Origin of the sequence: Streptomyces sp. NPDC056486 (genome assembly GCF_042795295.1) — a bacterium.
Taxonomy (GTDB): domain Bacteria; phylum Actinomycetota; class Actinomycetes; order Streptomycetales; family Streptomycetaceae; genus Streptomyces.
On sequence record NZ_JBHTSF010000014.1, the window covers coordinates 11,623 to 29,397 of the forward strand.

Genomic DNA, 17,775 nt, shown 5'->3' on the forward strand with positions numbered 1-17,775 from the left:
GGGGTGTGTGGTTTTGGCTTGGGTTTTTTGGGGGGGGGTGGGGTGGGTTGTTTTTGGGGTTGGGGGGTGGGGGGGGGGGTGCCCTTCAGGGCACCCGCCTCGACTTTCCTCGCCAAATAGGACTAACTACTCTCAAAGGCATGTCAGTCCCCTCGGCCTCCGCCGCTTCTCCGCACCCCGACGGCACACCGGGCACACCGGACCCGATCGAGGCGGCGAAGAAGGCGACCCGCGGCCTCCAGGGGCTCTCCCCCGAGCTGACCGCGCGCGTGCCGCAGCTCCTCGAAGCGATGCGCTCCGTCGGCGCCGGACTCGAACTGCACACCACGCTGGACCGCATCTGCGAGACGGCGGCCGAGCTCGCGGACGCCCACTACGCGGCGATCGGCGTCGTCTCCGAAGACGGCAAGGGGCTCTCCGACTTCGTCTACTTCGGCATCGGCGAGGAGACCGCCGACCGGATCGGGCGCCTGCCCGACGGACACAAGGGGCTGCTCGGCGCCCTCATCCACCAGCCGGAGACCCTGCGCCTCGCGGACCTGTCGGCCGACCCGCGCTCGTGCGGCTTCCCGGCCCACCACCCGCCGATGCGGACCTTCCTCGGCGTCCCCATCCGCGTCCAGGGCGAGATCTTCGGCAACCTCTATCTGACCGAGAAGAGGGGCGACGCCGACTTCAACGAGTACGACGCGCACATGGTCCGCGTGCTCGCCACGGAGGCGGGCATCGCCATCGGCAACGCCCGCCTCTACGAGGCCGCCATGCAGCGCGAGCGCTGGATCGACGGCTCCGTGGCGGTCACCACGGCACTGCTCTCGGGCAGCGACGCGGAAGAGGCGCTCGCCGTCGTCGCCGAACAGGCCCGCCATCTCGCCGACTCGGCCGCCGGGATCGTGCTCCTGCCCGACGAGGAGGGCGGCATGGAGATCGTCGCCGTCTCCTCGGACGAACCCTCCGGGCTGCTCGGCGTGATCATCCCCCCGGAGAGCCGGATCATCACCGATCTGCTCGCAGGGGACTCCGTGTTCCTCGACGACGCGGCGACGGATCCGCGCGTCATGACCGACCACGCCCGCGACTACGGACCCGTCATGATGCTTCCGCTGCAGAGCGACGGCCGCGTCATGGGGACCCTCGTCACGCCACGCGCGCGTGGCGCACGGCCGTTCAGCGAGACCGAGCGGACCCTCGCCACCCAGTTCGCCTCGCAGGCCGCGCTCGCGCTGATGATGGCCGAGGCGCAGCGCGACCGTGAACGGCTCGCGGTGTACGAGGACCGCGACCGGATCGCGCGGGACCTGCACGACCTGGTCATCCAGCGCCTGTTCGCCACCGGGATGATGCTGGAGAGCGCCCAGCGCAGGTCCGTCGTGCCCGAGGTGCAGACGGGCGTGGGCAAGGCCGTCGACGAGCTGGACGTGACGATCCAGGAGATCCGGACTGCGATCTTCGCCTTGCAGCAGGGCCCGGCCGAGGCTCCCTCCGGGCTGCGTACGCGTGTCCTGCGCGAGATCAACATGGCTGCTGTGCCGCTCGGCTTCAAGCCCACGCACCACTTCGTGGGACCGGTGGACACGGTGGTCGGCGAGCTCACCGGCAAGAACCTCATCGCGGCGCTGCGCGAGGCGCTGTCCAACGCGTTCCGGCACGCGCGGGCCGACCATATCGATGTCGTCGTCGACTCGACGGTGAGCCTTCCCGACGAGCAGCAGGGCGTACGCCTGACGGTGTCGGACGACGGGGTCGGCATCGCTGAGGGCGGCAGGCGCAGCGGCCTGAGGAACCTCAAGCGGCGGGCGGAGTCGCTGGGCGGGGACAGTTGGTACGGAGCCGGCATCGGGGAGGACGGCAGCGGCACGACGGTGGTGTGGCAGGCGCCCTATTAGCGGGGGTCGGCATGGGTGGGGATCGGGGGAATGGCAGGGCCCCTGTTCGGCCGTACGGAAGTGGGCTGTTCGGGGCACCGGTTGCCCCGGGTGCACGAGTCCCGCAGGACCCGGCCACGGCCGCCGGGCAACGATCCTTGAATGCGCTTGAGCCACCGCGGTACCCACCTCCCGCTCGTCATCGTGTCGTTACTGCTGTGCGCGCTCCTGTGCCCCATGCCCGCCGACACCTCTGAAGCGCCGGACGCGAGCGCTGAAGTGGCACGCCTCTACGAGGAGGCTTCCGCGGCGACCGTGCGCTACGAAGAGGGGCGGCACGCCGCCAAGGTGCAACGCAAGAAGGTCCGGAAACTGGACCGGCTCCTCACGAAGGAGCGGCAAGCGGTCGATGTGCTGCACGGAGATCTCGGCCGGATGGCCAGCGCCCAGTACCGCAGCGGTGGCGGCCTCCCTCAGACCGCCCAACTCCTGCTCGCCGACAGCCCGGAAGAACTGATGCGCGGTCAGCGGCTGATGTGGCAGGCGGACCTCGCCGTCACCAACGCCGTCACCAAGACCCAGCGGGCCGCCGCCAGGCTCACGGACGCCAAACGCACGGCGGACCGCGCCAAACGCACCCTGGATCGGCGCAACGAAGGCCTCACGAAGCTCAAGCGCGGGATCGAGAGCAAGCTGGAGTCGGCGCAGTGGACCCTGCAGGGCGAGGCCGACCAGTCGGTCGCGGCCGGGCAGTGCAGAGGTGCCGTCCGCCTGGATCAGCCGAAAACGTCCTCCACGCGCGCGTGGAGGACGCCCGTGAAGACGTACGAACTGTCGGCGGGCTTCGACAGCGCCGGTTCGCGCTGGTCGCATCGGCACACAGGGCAGGACTTCGCGGTCGGCATCGGGGCGCCGGTGCGGGCGGTCGGCACGGGCCGGGTGGTGTCCGTGTCGTGCGGAGGCGGCTTCGGCATCGAGGTCGTGGTGTCGCACAAGGGCGGCTACTACACGCAGTACGCGCATCTGGCCGCCGTCACCGTCGGCCAGGGGGAGCGGGTGCGCCCCGGTGAGTGGCTCGGGCAGGCGGGCACGACCGGCAACTCGACGGGGCCGCACCTGCACTTCGAGGTGCGGCTCACGCCGTATCCGGGGTCCGGGGTGGACCCCGTCAAGTGGCTGGACGAGCGGGGAGTGCGGGTCTAGCGGCCCGGCTCCGGCGCCGGGGTCAGTCGCTCTGGGCGCCTCGCTGCTCGCCCTGTTACTCGTCCTGCTGTTCGTCCTGCTGTTCGCTCAGGATCCGTTCGATGACGACCGCGACGCCGTCCTCGTTGTTGGCGACCGTGCGTCCCGAAGCGGCGGCGAGCACGTCCGGGTGTGCGTTGCCCATCGCGTACGAGGTGCCCGCCCAGGTGAGCATCTCGATGTCGTTCGGCATGTCCCCGAAGGCGACGACCTCCTCGGGCATGATGCCGCGCTCGGCGCAGCACAGCTCCAGGGTGCTGGCCTTGGAGACGCCGGGACCGCTGATCTCGAGCAGGGCGCTCGGGCTTGAGCGGGTGATCTCCACCTGTCCGCGCACGGCCGCGCGGGCCACGACCAGGAAGTCGTCGGGCGCGAGTTCGGGGTGGAAGGCGAGGACCTTCAGGATGGGCTGGGTCGCGTTGTCGGAGTCCTCGGCGAGGAGCTTCTCCGCGGGGGCGACGCTCTCGCCGGGCTCCAAGTGCAGGGGAGGGTAGGTCGGTTCGTGGTGCAGCCCGCCGGTCCGCTCGACCGCGAAGGACGTACCGGGGGCCGCCGCGCGCAGCAGGCCGACGACGTCAAGGGCGTCCTGGCGCCGCAGCTCCCGCACCTTGACGAAGCGGTGGCCGCCCGAGCCGTCGTGCAGGTCGACCACGGCGGCGCCGTTGCCGCAGATGGCGAGGCCGTGGCCGTGGACGTGGGCGCTGACGACGTCCATCCAGCGGGCCGGGCGGCCGGTCACGAAGAAGACTTCGATCCCGGCCCGCTCGGCGGCGTCGAGTGCGGCGACGGTGCGGTCGGACACGGACTTGTCGTCACGCAGCAGGGTGCCGTCCAGGTCCGTGGCGATCAGCCGGGCCTTGGGCCGGTGGGGGACGGAGGCGGCCGGGGTCCTGGGCCGTGGGGTAGCTGAGGTCACGCCATCGATTGTCCCGCACATAGGTGCACGGGCGTGCGCTGGGGCGCACATCTGAGTGCCTTTACGCCCCTGCTGTGCCGCTTCCCAGCTGGACCAGGGCCTCCGTGGCGATCCGTTCGAAGATCTTCTCGTCTGCGGCGAAATCCGTCCCCGGAAGCGGCCAGTGCAGAACGATCTCGGTGAAGCCCAGCTCAGCGTGGTTGCCGGCGAAGTCCACGAAGGCGTCGAAGGAGTCCATGGGGCGGCCCGGGGTGAACCCGGTGAGCAGGATCTTGTCGAGCTCGGCGGCGTCGCGCCCGATCGCGTCGCAGGCCGTGGCGAGCTTGTCCGCCTGTCCGCGGATGGCTTGAAGTGACTGCTCCGGGGTGCCGTTCTCGAAGAGCTTCGGGTCGCCCGTCGTCACCCATGCCTGCCCGTGGCGCGCGGCGAGCTTCAGGCCGCGCGGCCCGGTGGCGGCCACCGCGAAGGGCAACCGGGGGCGCTGGACGCAGCCCGGGATGTTCCGCACCTCGGATGCCGAGTAGTACTCGCCCTCGTGCGAAACGACGTCTTCGGTAAGAAGGCGGTCGAGAAGGGGGAGGAACTCGCCGAAGTGGTCGGCACGCTCGCGCGGCGTCCAGGGCTCCTCGCCGGACTTGAGCAGCGCGGTGGCGTCGAAGCCGTTGCCGCCCGCGCCGATGCCGAGGGTGATCCGGCCGTCGGACACGTCGTCCAGCGTGATCAGGTCCTTGGCGAGGGTCACCGGGTGCCGGAAGTTCGGCGAGGTGACCAGGGTGCCGAGGCGCAGCCGGTCGGTGGCGGCCGCGGCGGCGGTCAGGGTCGGGACGGCACCGAACCAGGGCCCGTCGCGGAAGGTCCGCCAGGAGAGGTGGTCATAGGTGTACGCGGTGTGGAAGCCGAGCTCCTCAGCTCGCTGCCAACGCTCCTTGCCGCCCTCGTGCCAGCGGCGGACGGGCAGGATCACGGTGCTCAGACGCAAACTCATGTATCAGAGCGTATGCCCCGCCGACCTGTCGGGATTTCACTGGAATCTGCTGTTCAGCCAGGGTGTGAGGGCGACCATGGGGATGTACTCCTTGTGCGTCTCGTCGCCCGGCAGCGGCACGATCAGGTGGTAGCCGGGCGGGAAACGCCGACCCTTCACATGGGCGAGACCGCCGAGGACCGATCGCAGGAAGGCGGGCACGTGGTCGCGGGGGATGTCGGCGCATTCGACGCCCTCGACGGTGATCAGCGCATCGTCGTCGGGGTAGAGCCGCACCGAAAGCCGGGGCGATCCGCCGAATTCCACGAACGCTTCATGAGGCAGTGATCCGTCGGGGTCCGTGGTCACGCCGATGCCCGCCGAGCTCCGGCGTGAGGTCTGGTCGGCGCCGATGTCGTGCGAGATCTCCACCTCCCGCTCGTACTCCCGTGCGATCTCACGGAGTGCGGCGAGTGCGGCCTCGGTACTGTGCAGGTGCTCCATGCCCACCGATCCTGCCTGGTCAGTGCTTGTGCGGGAAACGGAGATAGCCAGGGGGCACGGCGGCGGTGAGCCAGACGCCATTGGCGCTGACCTGGAACACGTGTCCGTCGCGGTGCATAGCGCCCGCGTCGACGGAGAGCACGACGGGTCGACCGCGGCGGGCGCCGACGCGGGTGGCTGTCTCGCGGTCGGGCGAGAGATGAACGGCATGGCGATTCATGGGCCGCAGGCCTTCGGCGCGGATCGCGGCCGTATTGCGTGCCACCGTGCCGTGGAAGAGATACGAGGGCGGGGTCGCCGGAGGCAGATTGAGGTCGACGTCGACGGAGTGGCCCTGACTGGCGCGGATCCGGCTGTCTTCTACGGCGAAGCGCTGTTTGTCGTTCACGGCCACCACGTGCTCGAGCTCGGCACGGGTGAAGCGGAAACCGTGTGCCGTCGCGGCGGCGATGAGGGCATCGATCTCCACCCAGCCGTTCTCGTCGAGCGAGAGTCCGATTTTCTCGGGCTGGTGGCGCAGGTGCTTGGAGAGGTATTTCGACACCTTCACGGTGCGCCGCTCGGCGGCCACCTCATAGGCCACCTCATAGGCCACCTCATAGGCCACCTCGTCGGCCATGTCGTCGGCCGCCTCGTCGGAGGGGGGTTCTGCATTCATCCATTCAGCCTCGCTCCGAACCGTTCTCCCCGCACTTGATTTTCGTCCACCGACTTTTCATCCGTCACTTTTCGTCCACAGGTTTGATCCACAGCCAAGTCCAGTTATCCACAGGGGAATTGGCGATTCTGTGGACAACACCCTGCCGATTTAGGCCTTTTGATCAACGGATCCGATATTGCCATGACTTGCGGCAAGTGCGTCCAATGTCCTGGCCTGTACTTCCCGTTCAGTGGCGGCAGCAACGAACGCGTCGGCGTTCTCCCGTCCAACTAGCCCCTCCACGGCCTGCATTGTCGCGGCGGGCAGCGCCACCGGGAACGGCTCATTCGTCCGTTGGGCCGGTTGCCCCGAAGCAAGGTGATGCTGGAGGTGCCGGGTGGCGAACAGACGCATGGCCCGAGCCAGTTCGGCGTCGACCGACTGCTGGGCGAGCGGCCTCAGGCGCCGTACGAGAGCGGCCGCCTCCGCCGCGTCTGCCTCGCTCGGCGGGTGATGCCCGAGATAGCGGGCGAAGACATGCTCGGTCGTGAACTCCAGGAAACGGGAGGCTATGTGCTCGACCTGCCCCCTCAACTCCCGTAGATGGCCCGAGATCGCCGACAGCGGAACACCGGCGGCGTGCAACTCGACGGCGACCGCGAGCTCTTGAGGGCTCGGAACCAGGAATTCGTCGTCCCGCCCCGGCATGGGCTCGAGCACGCCGAGCGCGATCGCGTCGGCCACCGCGGCATCGTCCGGATCGCCGCCGAACGCCGCGTCCAGCTCCGCCCGGGTCATCCGGTCGGCCTTCTCGTCCGTCCACGGCCCGTCGACCTCGACAGCGAGCCCCAGGACGCCGCCGAGTCCCCGGCCCGTGTCCCAGGCCTCGAGCAGCTCCTTTATGGAGGCCAGGGTGTAGCCCCGGTCGAGCAGATCGGCGATCTGCCTCAACCGGGCCAGGTGCGCGTCGCCGTACACATTGGCCCGGCCGCGCCGCTCGGGCCGGGGGAGCAGGCCGCGGTCCTGGTAGGCGCGGATCGTACGGACCGTGGCGCCGCTGTGGTGCGCCAGGTCCTCGATGCGGTACTCCACCGGCCTGTGCTCGGTGCCGTGGTGATCCACCGGCCTGTGCTCGGTGGCGTGGTGATCCACCGGCCTCTGTCCCGCGCCCGACTGTTCGTCCACGCTCCCCGCCTCCGTAGAACCTCGTGCTAGGCGATGGCCGCTCGGCCGACCGCAGCGGCCGCGGCCCGTGCCGCGGGTGACTCCGCCAGGTATTCGACGGCCTTGCGCAGCGAGCCTTCCTGCGAGGGATGGTACGACCGCCGCAGGTAGCGGGGTATGGCCGTACCGAGCTCTCGCCAGGTGGGCAGCAGGCCCTTCCTGACCGCCTTGTTGTGCTCGGCCAGGGAGTAGCGAAGGCGCCCCGCGAGCTGGGGATCCCGGCGCATCAGATAGGCGGTGCCCCAGATCCACAGATACAGCATCACGGGAGCCGTGACCGTCATGCCCGCGATGCGGCGGGCATAGCGGGGCAGGCCGTCGCCGCCGCAGTGCTGGTACATGTCGAAGGCGACGGAGCGGTGCTCGACCTCTTCCGCGCCGTGCCAGCGCAGCAGATCGAGCATGACCTCGTCGGCGTCCGCGTGGTCCAGGCCCTCGGCGTGCAGCACCCAGTTCCCCAGGACCGCCGTGAACTGCTCGATCGCCGCGACGACCGCGAGACGGAAGCGCAGCCACTCCTGCGTCGGTATCGGCGCCCCCAACGGCGGCTTCTCGCCGAGAAGTTTCTCGAAGAGGAAGTCGACGTACCTGGTGAAGGCGGCGGTGTCGAGGCGCTGCGCCGCCAGGTGGTCGAGCACATGCGCGTGCTGCACGCTGTGCGTGGCCTCCTGGCCCATGAACCCCTTGACGTCCCCAAGCAGCACCGGGTCGGTGACCAGGGGCAGGCCTTCCTTGAAGACCTTCACGAACCACCGCTCCCCCGCCGGGAGAAGCAGATGCAGCACGTTGATGACGTGCGTTGCGGTGGGCTCGTCAGGGATCCAGTGCAGCGGGGTCCGTTCCCAGTCGAACGAGACCCGGCGCGGAACGATCGTGTAGTGCTCCTCGGCGTCCGCGTCGGTGCTCTTCTCCGTGCTCACAGCGGCGGCTCCAATCGGGCGATCGCACGCAGGGCCCTGGGCGTGAAGCGGGACATGAGGTGGGCGCCACGGGCCTCCGGGGTGACCGGGACGACGGCCTGGTTCTTGACGACCGCGCGCAGGATCGCGTCGGCGACCTTCTCCGGCGGGTAGTTCCGCAGGCCGTACAGGCGCGAGGCCTTCTTCTGGCGGCGCTTCTCCTCCTCGGCGTCGACTCCGGCGAAGCGCGCGGTCGCCGTGATGTTCGTGTTCACGAGACCCGGGCATATCGCGGAGACTCCGATGCCCTTGCCCGCCAACTCCGCGCGCAGGCACTCACTGAGCATCAGGACCGCCGCCTTGGAGGTGCTGTAGGCGGGCAGAGCCTTGGACGGCTGATAGGCCGCCGCGGACGCGGTGTTGACGATGTGGCCGCCCTGGCCGCGCTCGGCCATCTGCTTGCCGAAGAGCCGGCAGCCGTGGATCACGCCCCACAGATTGACGTCGAGGACCTTCTTCCAGTCCTCGGCGCTGGTGTCGAGGAAGGAGCCGGAGAGGCCTATCCCCGCGTTGTTCACCAGGACGTCGACGATGCCGTACTCCCTGGCGACCTTCTCGGCGAGCTTCTCCATGGCCTGCTCGTCGGTGACGTCGACCGTTTCGCCCCAGGCCTCGGGGGCGCCGACCAGACGGGACATCTCCGCCGTGCGCGCCGCGCTCTCCGCGTCCCGGTCGACGGCCACGACGCGTGCGCCCGCCTCGGCGAACGCGAAGGCGGTGGCCCGGCCGATGCCGCTGCCCGCGCCGGTGACCAGGACCAGCTGGCCGCCGAAGCGATCGGCGTGCTTCCCCGTGGCCACAGTGTCCTTCGCGGGCACACCGTCCTCGTTGGAGGTGACGAAGTCGGTGATCCAAGACGCCAGTTGGTCGGGGCGGGTGCGGGGCACCCAGTGCTTGGCCGGGATGCTGCGGCGCACCAGGTCCGGAGCCCACAGCTCCAGTTCGTCATAGAGCCGTTCCGACAGGAAGATGTCGCCGGACGGCGTGATGAGCTGCACGGGCGCGTGCGCGTAGGCGTCGGCGCGGGGCCTGCGCATCCGTGGGCGGACGTTGTCGCGGTAGAGCCACGCTCCGTGTGCGGCGTCCGACGGCAGCGACGACGTCGGGTAGTCGCCCGCAGGCACCTTCTCCATGCGCTGGAGGATCTTCGGCCACTGCTTGCCGAGTGGGCCGCGCCAGGCGAGCTCGGGGAGCACCGGCGTGTGCAGCATGTACACGTACCAGGACTTGGCGCCCTGACCGAGGAGCTGGCCGACCTTGCGCGGTGTGGGCCGGGTCATCCGCTTCTTGATCCAGTGCCCGAAGTGGTCGAGCGAGGGCCCCGACATCGACGTGAAGGACGCGATGCGCCCCTCGGTGCGCTTGACCGTGACGAACTCCCAGGCCTGCACCGAACCCCAGTCGTGGCCGACCAGATGCACCGGCTTGTCCGGGCTCACCGCATCGGCGACGGCCACGAAGTCATCGGTCAGCTTCTCCAGCGTGAATCCGCCGCGCAGCGGCTGCGGAGCCGTCGACCTGCCGTGGCCGCGCACGTCGTAGAGCACGACATGGAAGCGGTCGGCGAGGCGCTCGGCGACATCCGACCACACCTCTTTGGAGTCCGGATAGCCGTGTACGAGCAGCACCGTGGGCTGCGTCGGATCGCCCAGCTCGGCGACGCACAGCTCCACTCCGCCCGTGCGCACCCAGCGCTCGCGGGCGTCTTTGATCCCCTTGGTGATTCCTTCCGTGGTCATGCGGCGGCCCTCTCCTCAGCCCAGCGCCGCACATGCGGCAGATCGTCATCCAGCCAGAACGCGCTCTGCTCGGGGTCCTTGGAGTCGGTGACGACCAGGATCTCCTCGAACTTCGCGCCCGTACCCCTGAATCCGAGGTGCGGTTCGACCGCCCAGAGCCCCGGCTGGGGCGGGTGGTCGGAGAATTTGTACGGCGACCACAGCGGGGACCAGCCGTCCCTGTGGCCATGGAGCGCGTCGCTCGCCAGCCCCTTCAGGGACTGGGTGCCGAAGCCGAAGACATGCGGCGACCTGCGGCGCTCCTTGACCCGGTCGATCTTGTGCGCGATGACTCCGAAGGGATACGCGCGATGGCGGTTGGCATAGCCCTGGCGGACCATGAGCCGGTCCACGTCCTCATAGATCTCGCGCAGCGGGCGGCGCTCACGCACCTCGCGCAGGAGCAGCTCGCGGTGCGCCTCCAGATCAGAGAGCAGCTTGTCGTGCAGGGGATTGAGCCCGAGGCAGCCCGAGTAGCCGATGTCCGCCGTGTATCCCTTGTGGACCGGGGCCATGTCGAGGATGAAAGGCATCCCCGGCTCGAGGCGGCGGTTGGTGGGGAAGAACTGCAGCGGTATCCGGAAGTTCGCGAACGCCGTGCGGTCCCCGAACCAGGCGAAAGGCAGGTGGAACCAGTCCCGCACACCCCGCTCACGCAGCCACTCACGCTGCATCCGCGCTGCCTCGCGCTCGGTCACACCCGGCTTGAGCTGCGCCGCGACCGCCTCCGCGCATTCATACGCGAGGGTCTGCACTTCCCTGAACCCCCGCAGTTCCGCGGTGAGTTCGCCTGCCACTGCTGAGGTCATGCCACCGTCCGTCCGTGTCCGTCGTCGCCGTACGCGTGACCGGTCCATCGCAGTACGCGTCCGTAACTTGACACTGATGAATGTGACAATGCTCAGCGGCTACGTCAATAGCTGTGCACGAGCCGGGCCCGACTCCGGGGGAAGCCGAGGGTTGTCCCCCAGGGGGCGACCTCAGGACGACCCTTACGGGCCCGTAATACCCGAGAGTGATACGAGGACAGCACCCTGGTCTGACGCCCGATGTGGCCTGCGCCACTACCTTCGAAACGTGACTGTGATCGCGACCGAAAGCCTGAGCAAGCGGTTCCCGAGGGTGACCGCGCTTGACCGGCTCTCCATGGATATCGGGCCCGGTGTAACCGGACTCGTCGGAGCCAACGGAGCCGGCAAGTCCACACTGATCAAGATCCTGCTGGGTCTGTCCCCCGCCACGGAGGGCACCGCCGCTGTGCTCGGTCTCGACGTCGCCACCAGCGGCGGCCAGATCCGTGAGCGCGTCGGCTATATGCCCGAGCACGACTGCCTGCCGCCCGATGTGTCGGCCACCGAGTTCGTCGTCCACATGGCGCGCATGTCGGGCCTGCCGCCCACGGCGGCCCGTGAACGCACCGCGGACACGCTGCGGCACGTCGGCCTCTACGAAGAGCGCTACCGCCCCATCGGGGGCTACTCGACGGGGATGAAGCAGCGCGTGAAGCTCGCGCAGGCCCTCGTCCACGACCCCGACCTGGTCTTCCTGGACGAACCGACCAACGGCCTCGACCCCGTGGGCCGCGACGAGATGCTGGGCCTCATCCGCCGCGTCCACACGGACTTCGGCATCTCCGTCCTGGTCACCTCGCACCTGCTCGGCGAGCTGGAGCGCACCTGCGACCACGTCGTCGTCATCGACGGCGGCAAGCTCCTGCGGTCCAGCTCCACCACCGACTTCACCCAGATCACCACGACGCTGGCCATCGAGGTGACGGACAGCGACGAACACCCCGACGGCACCAAAGCGTTCCGTGAGGCGCTGCAGGGACGCGGGGTCTCCACCCACGAGGGCAGCGGCCTGCCGGGTGCCGGGCACACCGTGCTGCTCGAAGCGGACGGCGACGAGACGTACGACCTCGTCCGCGACCTCGTCGCGGACCTCGGCCTCGGCCTGGTCCGGATGGAACAGCGAAGGCACCACATCGCAGAGGTCTTCCAGTCCGAGCAGGCCGAGCAGCCCGAACAGTCCGAGAAGACGGAAGCGCGGAAGGAGGCGGTCCGTCATGGCGGTTGAGCAGCCCCCGGCACACGCCGGCGAACAGACCCAGATCCACAACATCGGCTATCGCAACTACGACGGCCCGCGCCTGGGCCGCGCCTACGCCCGCCGCTCGCTCTTCTCCCAGAGCCTGCGCGGGGCGTACGGACTCGGCCGCTCGGCCAAGTCCAAGGTCCTGCCCATGATCCTCTTCGCGGTGATGTGCGTCCCCGCCGCGATCATGGTGGCGGTCGCCGTGACCACCAAGGCGAACGACCTCCCCCTCGACTACACCCGATACGCGATCGTGCTGCAGGCCGTCATCAGTCTCTACCTCGCCGCCCAGGCCCCCCAGACGGTCTCCCGCGACCTGCGCTTCAAGACCGTCCCCCTCTACTTCTCCCGCCCCATCGAGCACAGCGACTACGTACGCGCCAAGTTCGCGGCGATGTCCTCGGCCCTCTTCGTCCTCACGGCCGCACCGCTGCTCGTCCTCTACGTAGGGGCGCTGCTCGCCAAGCTCGACTTCGCGGACCAGACGAAGGGCTTCGGCCAGGGGCTCGTCTCCGTGGCGCTGCTCTCGCTCCTCTTCTCTGGAATCGCCCTCATCGTCTCGGCGATCACACCCCGCCGCGGCTTCGGGATCGCCGCCGTCATCGCCGTACTGACCATCAGCTACGGGGCGGTGTCCACGGTCCAGGCCATCGCGTACGAACAGGGCAGCACCGACGTCATCGCCTGGCTCGGCCTCTTCTCGCCGATCACACTCATCGACGGCGTGCAGACCGCCTTCCTCGGCGCGACCTCCGCCTTCCCCGGAGGGGAAGGCCCCTCGTCCGGCACGGGCGTGGTCTACGTGGTCGTCGTCCTCGCCCTCATCGCGGGCTGCTACGGCGCGCTGATGCGCCGCTACCGAAAGGTCGGGCTGTGAGCACGATCAACATCGACCACACCTCCCGCTGGTTCGGCAACGTGGTGGCGGTCAACGACATCACGATGAACGTCGGCCCCGGCGTCACCGGCCTCCTCGGCCCGAACGGCGCGGGCAAGTCCACCCTGATCAACATGATGGGCGGCTTCCTCGCCCCCTCCACCGGCAGCGTCACCCTCGACGCCAAGCCGATATGGCGCAACGAACAGATCTACAAGGACATCGGCATCGTCCCCGAGCGCGAGGCGATGTACGACTTTCTCACCGGACGCGAATTCGTCGTCGCCAACGCCGAGTTGCACGGCCTGGACGAGCGGGCCGCCCACAAGGCCCTCGCCACGGTCGAGATGGAGTACGCGCAGGACCGCAAGATCTCGACGTACAGCAAGGGCATGCGCCAGCGCGTGAAGATGGCGTCCGCCCTCGTCCATGAACCGTCCGTACTCCTGCTCGACGAGCCGTTCAACGGCATGGACCCTCGCCAGCGCATGCAGCTGATGGACCTGCTGCGGCGCATGGGGGACGAGGGCCGCACGGTCCTCTTCTCCTCGCACATCCTCGAAGAGGTCGAGCAACTGGCCTCGCACATCGAGGTGATCGTGGCAGGACGGCACGCGGCGAGCGGTGACTTCCGCAAGATCCGCCGCCTGATGACCGACCGCCCGCACCGCTACCTGGTGCGCTCCAGCGACGACCGCGCGCTGGCCGCCGCCCTGATCGCAGACCCGTCGACGGCAGGAATCGAAGTCGACCTCAAGGAAGGCGCCCTGCGCATCCAAGCCATCGACTTCGGGCGCTTCACCGCCCTGTTGCCACGCATCGCCCGTGATCACGACATCCGGCTCCTCACGGTCTCGCCATCGGACGAGTCCCTCGAGTCGGTCTTCTCCTATCTCGTCGCGGCCTGAAGGGAGCTCTCGTGTACGACCCCACTGTCGCCCGGCTCACCTACCGGGCCCTGCTCGGCCGCCGCCGGGCTCTGATCCTCCTCGCCCTGCCCGTCCTCCTGATCGTCATCTCCGCCGCCGTCCGCGGTTTCAGCGGCGCCGACGACCAGGTCGCATCCGACCTCCTCGGCGGCTTCGCGCTCGCCACGATGGTGCCGATCATCGGCGTCATCGCGGGCACCGGAGCCATCGGCCCGGAGATCGACGACGGTTCCGTCGTCTATCTCCTCTCCAAGCCGATCAAGCGGCCCACGATCATCCTCACCAAGCTCACCGTCGCCATCGCCGTGACGATGGCCTTCTCCGCGGTCCCGACCTTCATCGCGGGCATGATCCTGAACGGCAACGGCCAGCAGATCGCCGTGGCGTACACCATCGCCGCCCTGGTCGCCTCCATCGCGTACGCCGCGATCTTCCTGCTCCTGGGCACCATCACCCGGCACGCGGTGGTCTTCGGACTCGTCTACGCCCTCGTGTGGGAGGCCCTCTTCGGGTCCCTGGTCCCCGGGGCGCGCACGCTCAGCGTCCAGCAGTGGTCGCTCGCCGTCGCCCAGAAGACCGCGGGCGGCGACCTGGTCACCTCGGACGTCGGTCTCCCGGTCGCCACGGTGCTGCTTGTCGGCGTCACGGTCCTCACCACGTGGTACGCCGGGCAGAAGCTCCGGTCGCTGAAGCTGGCCGGGGAGGAGTAAGTAACTGAGGAGTCATTAATTCAGTGGCGGGCGATGTGGAGGCGCGGGCACAGTAGTTGTTGTCACCGCGCCACGACCCTGGCGCCCGCTTACTGGGAGAGGAGCCGACGTGTCCATCAGTAGTCCGTCGAGTTCCCAGCAGGGCAGCCCGCGGCAGGCCTCGGAGTAGTTACTCACTCCGTAGAGCCCCGCCCACGGGGGAGTTGCCCGGGGCGGCCACTTCGAGCGCGCACTTCTTGCGCGGGTCGCCCACCCGGAGGATTGGCCGAGTGGTAAGGCAGCGGCTTGCTAAGCCGTCGTCGGGACCGAAAATCCCGCGCGCGTTCGATCCGCGCATCCTCCGCAAGACGTTGTACTGGGCTCGAGCCGATTCATCGGCGCCCGGCACCGCGCTGCCGTCGATCACCGGCTTCGCCGAGTTCGTCCTCAAACGCCGGACGGGCTGAAATCAGACCAGGAACCGCTCGAGCACCGTCGCGATGCCGTCGTCCTCGTTCGACGCCGTCACCTCGTCCGCCACCGTCTTGAGCTCCTCGTGGGCGTTGGCCATCGCCACGCCATGTGCCGCCCAGCCGAACATCGGGATGTCGTTGGGCATGTCCCCGAAGGCGATCGTGTCCGCGGCCTTCGCGCCCAGGCGGCGGGCCGCGAGGGACAGTCCCGTTGCCTTGGAGAGGCCGAGGGGGAGGAGTTCGACGACGCCCTCGCCGGCCATCGTCACGCCGACCAGACCACCCGCCACCTGACGTGCCACCGAGGCCAGCTCGTCGTCACTGAGGCCCGGGTGCTGGACGTACACCTTGTTCAGCGGAGCCGACCACAGATCGGCGACATCCGTGAAGGGGACGACGGGCAGCGGGCCCTCCTGCACCAGGTACCCAGGACCGACGATCACCTCGCCGTCGAGGCCGTCACGGCTCGCGGCAAGCGCCAGCGGGCCGATCTCCGCCTCTATCTTGGCGAGGGCGATGCCTGCCAGCTGCCGGTCGAGCGTGACCGACGTGAGCAGCCGGTGCTCGCCCGCGTGGTAGACCTGCGCGCCCTGCCCGCACACCGCCAGGCCGTCATAGCCCAGATCGTCGAGGATGTGCCGGGTCCAGGGAACGGCACGGCCGGTGACGACGATGTGCGCGGCGCCCGCCGCGGTGGCCGCGGTGAGCGCGTCGCGCGTACGCGGCGAGACCGTGTCGTCGGAGCGCAGGAGCGTTCCGTCGAGGTCGGTCGCGACGAGCTTGTACGGGAAGGGCGGCGTGGAAACGGACGGTGTGGCAGGAGCAGGGTGACTCACTTGTTGATGGGCTCCAAGATCTCTCGTCCCCCCAGGAACGGACGCAGTACCTCGGGCACCCACACGGAGCCGTCGGCCTGCTGGTGATTCTCCAGAAGGGCGACGATCGTGCGCGGGACGGCGCAGAGCGTGCCGTTCAGCGTCGCGAGCGGCTGCGTCACCTTCTTGCCGTCGCTGTTCTCGCGCATCCGGATCGACAGACGGCGGGACTGGAAGCTGTCGCAGTTCGACGCGGAGGTCAGCTCGCGGTACTTGCCCTGCGTCGGGATCCACGCCTCGCAGTCGAACTTCCGCGACGCCGAGGAGCCCAGGTCACCCGTGGCCACGTCGATCACCTGGAACGGCAGGCCGAGGCCGGTCAGCCACTGCTTCTCCCACTCCAGGAGCCGCTGGTGTTCGTTCTCCGCGTCCGCCGGGTCGACGTACGAGAACATCTCGACCTTGTCGAACTGGTGCACGCGGAAGATGCCGCGGGTGTCCTTGCCGTACGTGCCGGCCTCACGGCGGAAGCAGGGCGAGAAGCCCGCGTACCGCAGGGGCAGCTTGTCGGCGTCGATGATCTCGTCCATGTGGTAACCGGCGAGCGCGACCTCGGAGGTGCCGACCAGGTAGTAGTCGTCCTTCTCCAGGTGGTAGACGTTCTCGGCGGCCTGGCCGAGGAAGCCCGTGCCCTCCATGGCGCGCGGGCGGACCAGGGCGGGCGTCAGCATCGGGATGAACCCGGCCTCCGTCGCCTGCGCGATCGCCGCGTTCACCAGGGCCAGTTCGAGCAGCGCGCCGACACCGGTCAGGTAGTAGAAGCGCGATCCTGAGACCTTCGCGCCGCGTTCGACGTCGATGGCGCCGAGCGCCTCGCCCAGCTCCAGGTGGTCCTTGGGCTCGAAGCCCTCGGCCGCGAAGTCGCGCGGGGTGCCGATGGTGTCGAGGACGACGAAGTCCTCTTCGCCGCCGACCGGGACGTCCGGGTGGACGATGTTGCCCAGCTGCTGCAGGAGACGCTTGGTCTCCTCGTCGGCCTCGTCCTGAGCGGTGTTGGCCGCCTTGACGGCGGCGGAGAGCTCGCCGGCCTTCTTCAGGAGCTCGGCCTTCTCGTCACCCGAGGCCTTGGGGATGAGCTTGCCGAGCGCCTTCTGCTCGGAACGGAGCTCGTCGAAGCGGAGTCCGGAGGACCTGCGCCGCTCGTCGGCGGAGAGCAGGGCGTCGACGAGCGCGACGTCCTCTCCACGGGCGCGCTGGGAGGCGCGAACACGGTCGGGGTCCTCACGGAGCAGGCGAAGGTCAATCACCCCACCAGGCTACCGTCGAGCGGTTCCGGCTCTCGACTCGATATTCCACGCTGTAGCGTTATGACCGATTTGCCGGAATGTGAATTCCGGAAAGCGGCACGAAGGATTCCGGGTCGGCCCAGGGGTCGGTTCCAGGTCAACGGAAAGCGTGTCATTCCCCGAAATGGGGCAGAGTGGGCGTGCCCCATTGACCCGATCCCCTTGCGTGGAGCGGGACTTGGCGTGCCGGTTGTCCACAGGAATATCCCCTGCTGAAAAGTTATCCACAGGCTGTGCGAAAGATCTGTGGATGCCGGAAGGGATCGTTCCGAAAGCCGCATGCGCGACGAAGGATTCCCGTCCCAAACCACCCTCACACCCACTTTCGAGTGGAAATGGTTCGCTCCAAAGAGTTGATCAATGGAAAAGAGTGGACGAGGGGTGACGTGCGCGACTGTGGACGGACTTGTGGGTTGTAGGCCGATTTGTCGACCATGTCACGCTTCGTTGTCGACTTGTC

General features: G+C 68.8%; 16 protein-coding genes and 1 tRNA gene. 7 read left to right on the forward strand and 10 right to left on the reverse strand.

Going from position 1 to position 17,775, the window contains the following annotated elements; translation table 11 throughout:
- Positions 1-140 precede the first annotated feature (140 nt).
- Entirely contained in the window at positions 141-1,886 is a 1,746-nt protein-coding gene (locus tag ACFQ7F_RS08770) for a GAF domain-containing sensor histidine kinase (protein ID WP_383268208.1), read from the forward strand.
- A 141-nt stretch (positions 1,887-2,027) separates the two neighbouring features.
- Positions 2,028-3,068, forward strand: coding sequence for a murein hydrolase activator EnvC family protein (locus ACFQ7F_RS08775; RefSeq protein ID WP_383268211.1), 1,041 nt, complete (start codon positions 2,028-2,030; stop codon positions 3,066-3,068).
- Positions 3,069-3,123: 55 nt separating this feature from the next.
- On the opposite strand, the gene ACFQ7F_RS08780 is transcribed toward ACFQ7F_RS08775, so the two are convergent.
- The 8 genes from ACFQ7F_RS08780 to ACFQ7F_RS08815 all read right to left on the reverse strand — a co-directional run bounded on the left by ACFQ7F_RS08780 (position 3,124) and on the right by ACFQ7F_RS08815 (position 10,901).
- Positions 3,124-4,023 (reverse strand): Cof-type HAD-IIB family hydrolase, encoded by a 900-nt coding sequence (locus ACFQ7F_RS08780; RefSeq protein WP_383268214.1) that lies wholly within the window; start codon positions 4,021-4,023, stop codon positions 3,124-3,126.
- Positions 4,024-4,084: 61 nt separating this feature from the next.
- On the reverse strand, positions 4,085-5,008 hold the full coding sequence (locus ACFQ7F_RS08785; RefSeq protein ID WP_383268217.1) for an LLM class flavin-dependent oxidoreductase: 924 nt from the start codon (positions 5,006-5,008) through the stop codon (positions 4,085-4,087).
- Positions 5,009-5,044: 36 nt separating this feature from the next.
- Entirely contained in the window at positions 5,045-5,491 is a 447-nt protein-coding gene (locus tag ACFQ7F_RS08790) for a hypothetical protein (RefSeq protein WP_383268220.1), read from the reverse strand.
- A 19-nt stretch (positions 5,492-5,510) separates the two neighbouring features.
- Entirely contained in the window at positions 5,511-6,110 is a 600-nt protein-coding gene (locus ACFQ7F_RS08795) for an RNA 2'-phosphotransferase (RefSeq protein ID WP_383268401.1), read from the reverse strand.
- A 189-nt stretch (positions 6,111-6,299) separates the two neighbouring features.
- Positions 6,300-7,223 (reverse strand): MerR family transcriptional regulator, encoded by a 924-nt coding sequence (locus tag ACFQ7F_RS08800; protein ID WP_383268404.1) that lies wholly within the window; start codon positions 7,221-7,223, stop codon positions 6,300-6,302.
- Positions 7,224-7,342: 119 nt separating this feature from the next.
- Entirely contained in the window at positions 7,343-8,275 is a 933-nt protein-coding gene (locus ACFQ7F_RS08805) for a metal-dependent hydrolase (RefSeq protein WP_383268223.1), read from the reverse strand.
- Positions 8,272-10,053 carry an SDR family oxidoreductase gene (locus ACFQ7F_RS08810; RefSeq protein ID WP_383268226.1) on the reverse strand — a complete coding sequence of 594 codons (1,782 nt, stop codon included), beginning with the start codon at positions 10,051-10,053 and terminating at the stop codon, positions 8,272-8,274. The genes ACFQ7F_RS08805 and ACFQ7F_RS08810 overlap by 4 nt, the downstream gene beginning before the upstream one ends.
- Complete coding sequence (locus ACFQ7F_RS08815) at positions 10,050-10,901, reverse strand: M24 family metallopeptidase (RefSeq protein ID WP_383268229.1); 852 nt, start codon at positions 10,899-10,901, stop codon at positions 10,050-10,052. Before ACFQ7F_RS08815 ends, ACFQ7F_RS08810 begins: the two co-directional genes overlap by 4 nt.
- Before the next feature lie 274 nt (positions 10,902-11,175).
- Between ACFQ7F_RS08815 and ACFQ7F_RS08820 the strand changes: the two genes are divergently transcribed.
- The 5 genes from ACFQ7F_RS08820 (at position 11,176) to ACFQ7F_RS08840 (ending at position 15,045) form a co-directional block, all read left to right on the forward strand.
- Positions 11,176-12,168, forward strand: a complete 993-nt coding sequence (locus ACFQ7F_RS08820) for an ABC transporter ATP-binding protein (protein WP_383268407.1) — start codon at positions 11,176-11,178, stop codon at positions 12,166-12,168.
- On the forward strand, positions 12,158-13,063 hold the full coding sequence (locus tag ACFQ7F_RS08825) for an ABC transporter permease (RefSeq protein WP_383268232.1): 906 nt from the start codon (positions 12,158-12,160) through the stop codon (positions 13,061-13,063). The genes ACFQ7F_RS08820 and ACFQ7F_RS08825 overlap by 11 nt, the downstream gene beginning before the upstream one ends.
- Positions 13,060-13,971, forward strand: a complete 912-nt coding sequence (locus tag ACFQ7F_RS08830) for an ABC transporter ATP-binding protein (protein WP_249588953.1) — start codon at positions 13,060-13,062, stop codon at positions 13,969-13,971. Before ACFQ7F_RS08825 ends, ACFQ7F_RS08830 begins: the two co-directional genes overlap by 4 nt.
- Before the next feature lie 11 nt (positions 13,972-13,982).
- Positions 13,983-14,702: an ABC transporter permease gene (locus ACFQ7F_RS08835; RefSeq protein WP_383268235.1), complete on the forward strand. Its 720-nt coding sequence runs from the start codon at positions 13,983-13,985 to the stop codon at positions 14,700-14,702.
- Between the two features lie 255 nt (positions 14,703-14,957).
- Positions 14,958-15,045: transfer RNA gene (locus ACFQ7F_RS08840), tRNA-Ser, on the forward strand.
- Between the two features lie 105 nt (positions 15,046-15,150).
- Here the strand turns inward: ACFQ7F_RS08840 and ACFQ7F_RS08845 are convergent.
- Both ACFQ7F_RS08845 and serS read right to left on the reverse strand, forming a co-directional pair.
- On the reverse strand, positions 15,151-15,990 hold the full coding sequence (locus ACFQ7F_RS08845) for an HAD family hydrolase (RefSeq protein ID WP_383268238.1): 840 nt from the start codon (positions 15,988-15,990) through the stop codon (positions 15,151-15,153).
- Positions 15,987-17,276 carry a serine--tRNA ligase gene (gene serS, locus ACFQ7F_RS08850; protein ID WP_383268240.1) on the reverse strand — a complete coding sequence of 430 codons (1,290 nt, stop codon included), beginning with the start codon at positions 17,274-17,276 and terminating at the stop codon, positions 15,987-15,989. Before serS ends, ACFQ7F_RS08845 begins: the two co-directional genes overlap by 4 nt.
- Positions 17,277-17,775: the final 499 nt, after the last annotated feature.

Bases quoted from the DNA above. Each gene is read 5' to 3' on its own strand.
- ACFQ7F_RS08770 (WP_383268208.1), top strand. From the start codon at position 141: ATGTCAGTCCCCTCGGCCTCCGCCGCTTCTCCGCACCCCGACGGCACA.
- ACFQ7F_RS08775 (WP_383268211.1), top strand. From the start codon at position 2,028: ATGCGCTTGAGCCACCGCGGTACCCACCTCCCGCTCGTCATCGTGTCG.
- ACFQ7F_RS08785 (WP_383268217.1), bottom strand. From the start codon at position 5,008: ATGAGTTTGCGTCTGAGCACCGTGATCCTGCCCGTCCGCCGCTGGCAC.
- ACFQ7F_RS08790 (WP_383268220.1), bottom strand. From the start codon at position 5,491: ATGGAGCACCTGCACAGTACCGAGGCCGCACTCGCCGCACTCCGTGAG.
- ACFQ7F_RS08795 (WP_383268401.1), bottom strand. From the start codon at position 6,110: ATGGCCGACGAGGTGGCCTATGAGGTGGCCTATGAGGTGGCCTATGAG.
- ACFQ7F_RS08810 (WP_383268226.1), bottom strand. From the start codon at position 10,053: ATGACCACGGAAGGAATCACCAAGGGGATCAAAGACGCCCGCGAGCGC.
- ACFQ7F_RS08815 (WP_383268229.1), bottom strand. From the start codon at position 10,901: ATGACCTCAGCAGTGGCAGGCGAACTCACCGCGGAACTGCGGGGGTTC.
- ACFQ7F_RS08825 (WP_383268232.1), top strand. From the start codon at position 12,158: ATGGCGGTTGAGCAGCCCCCGGCACACGCCGGCGAACAGACCCAGATC.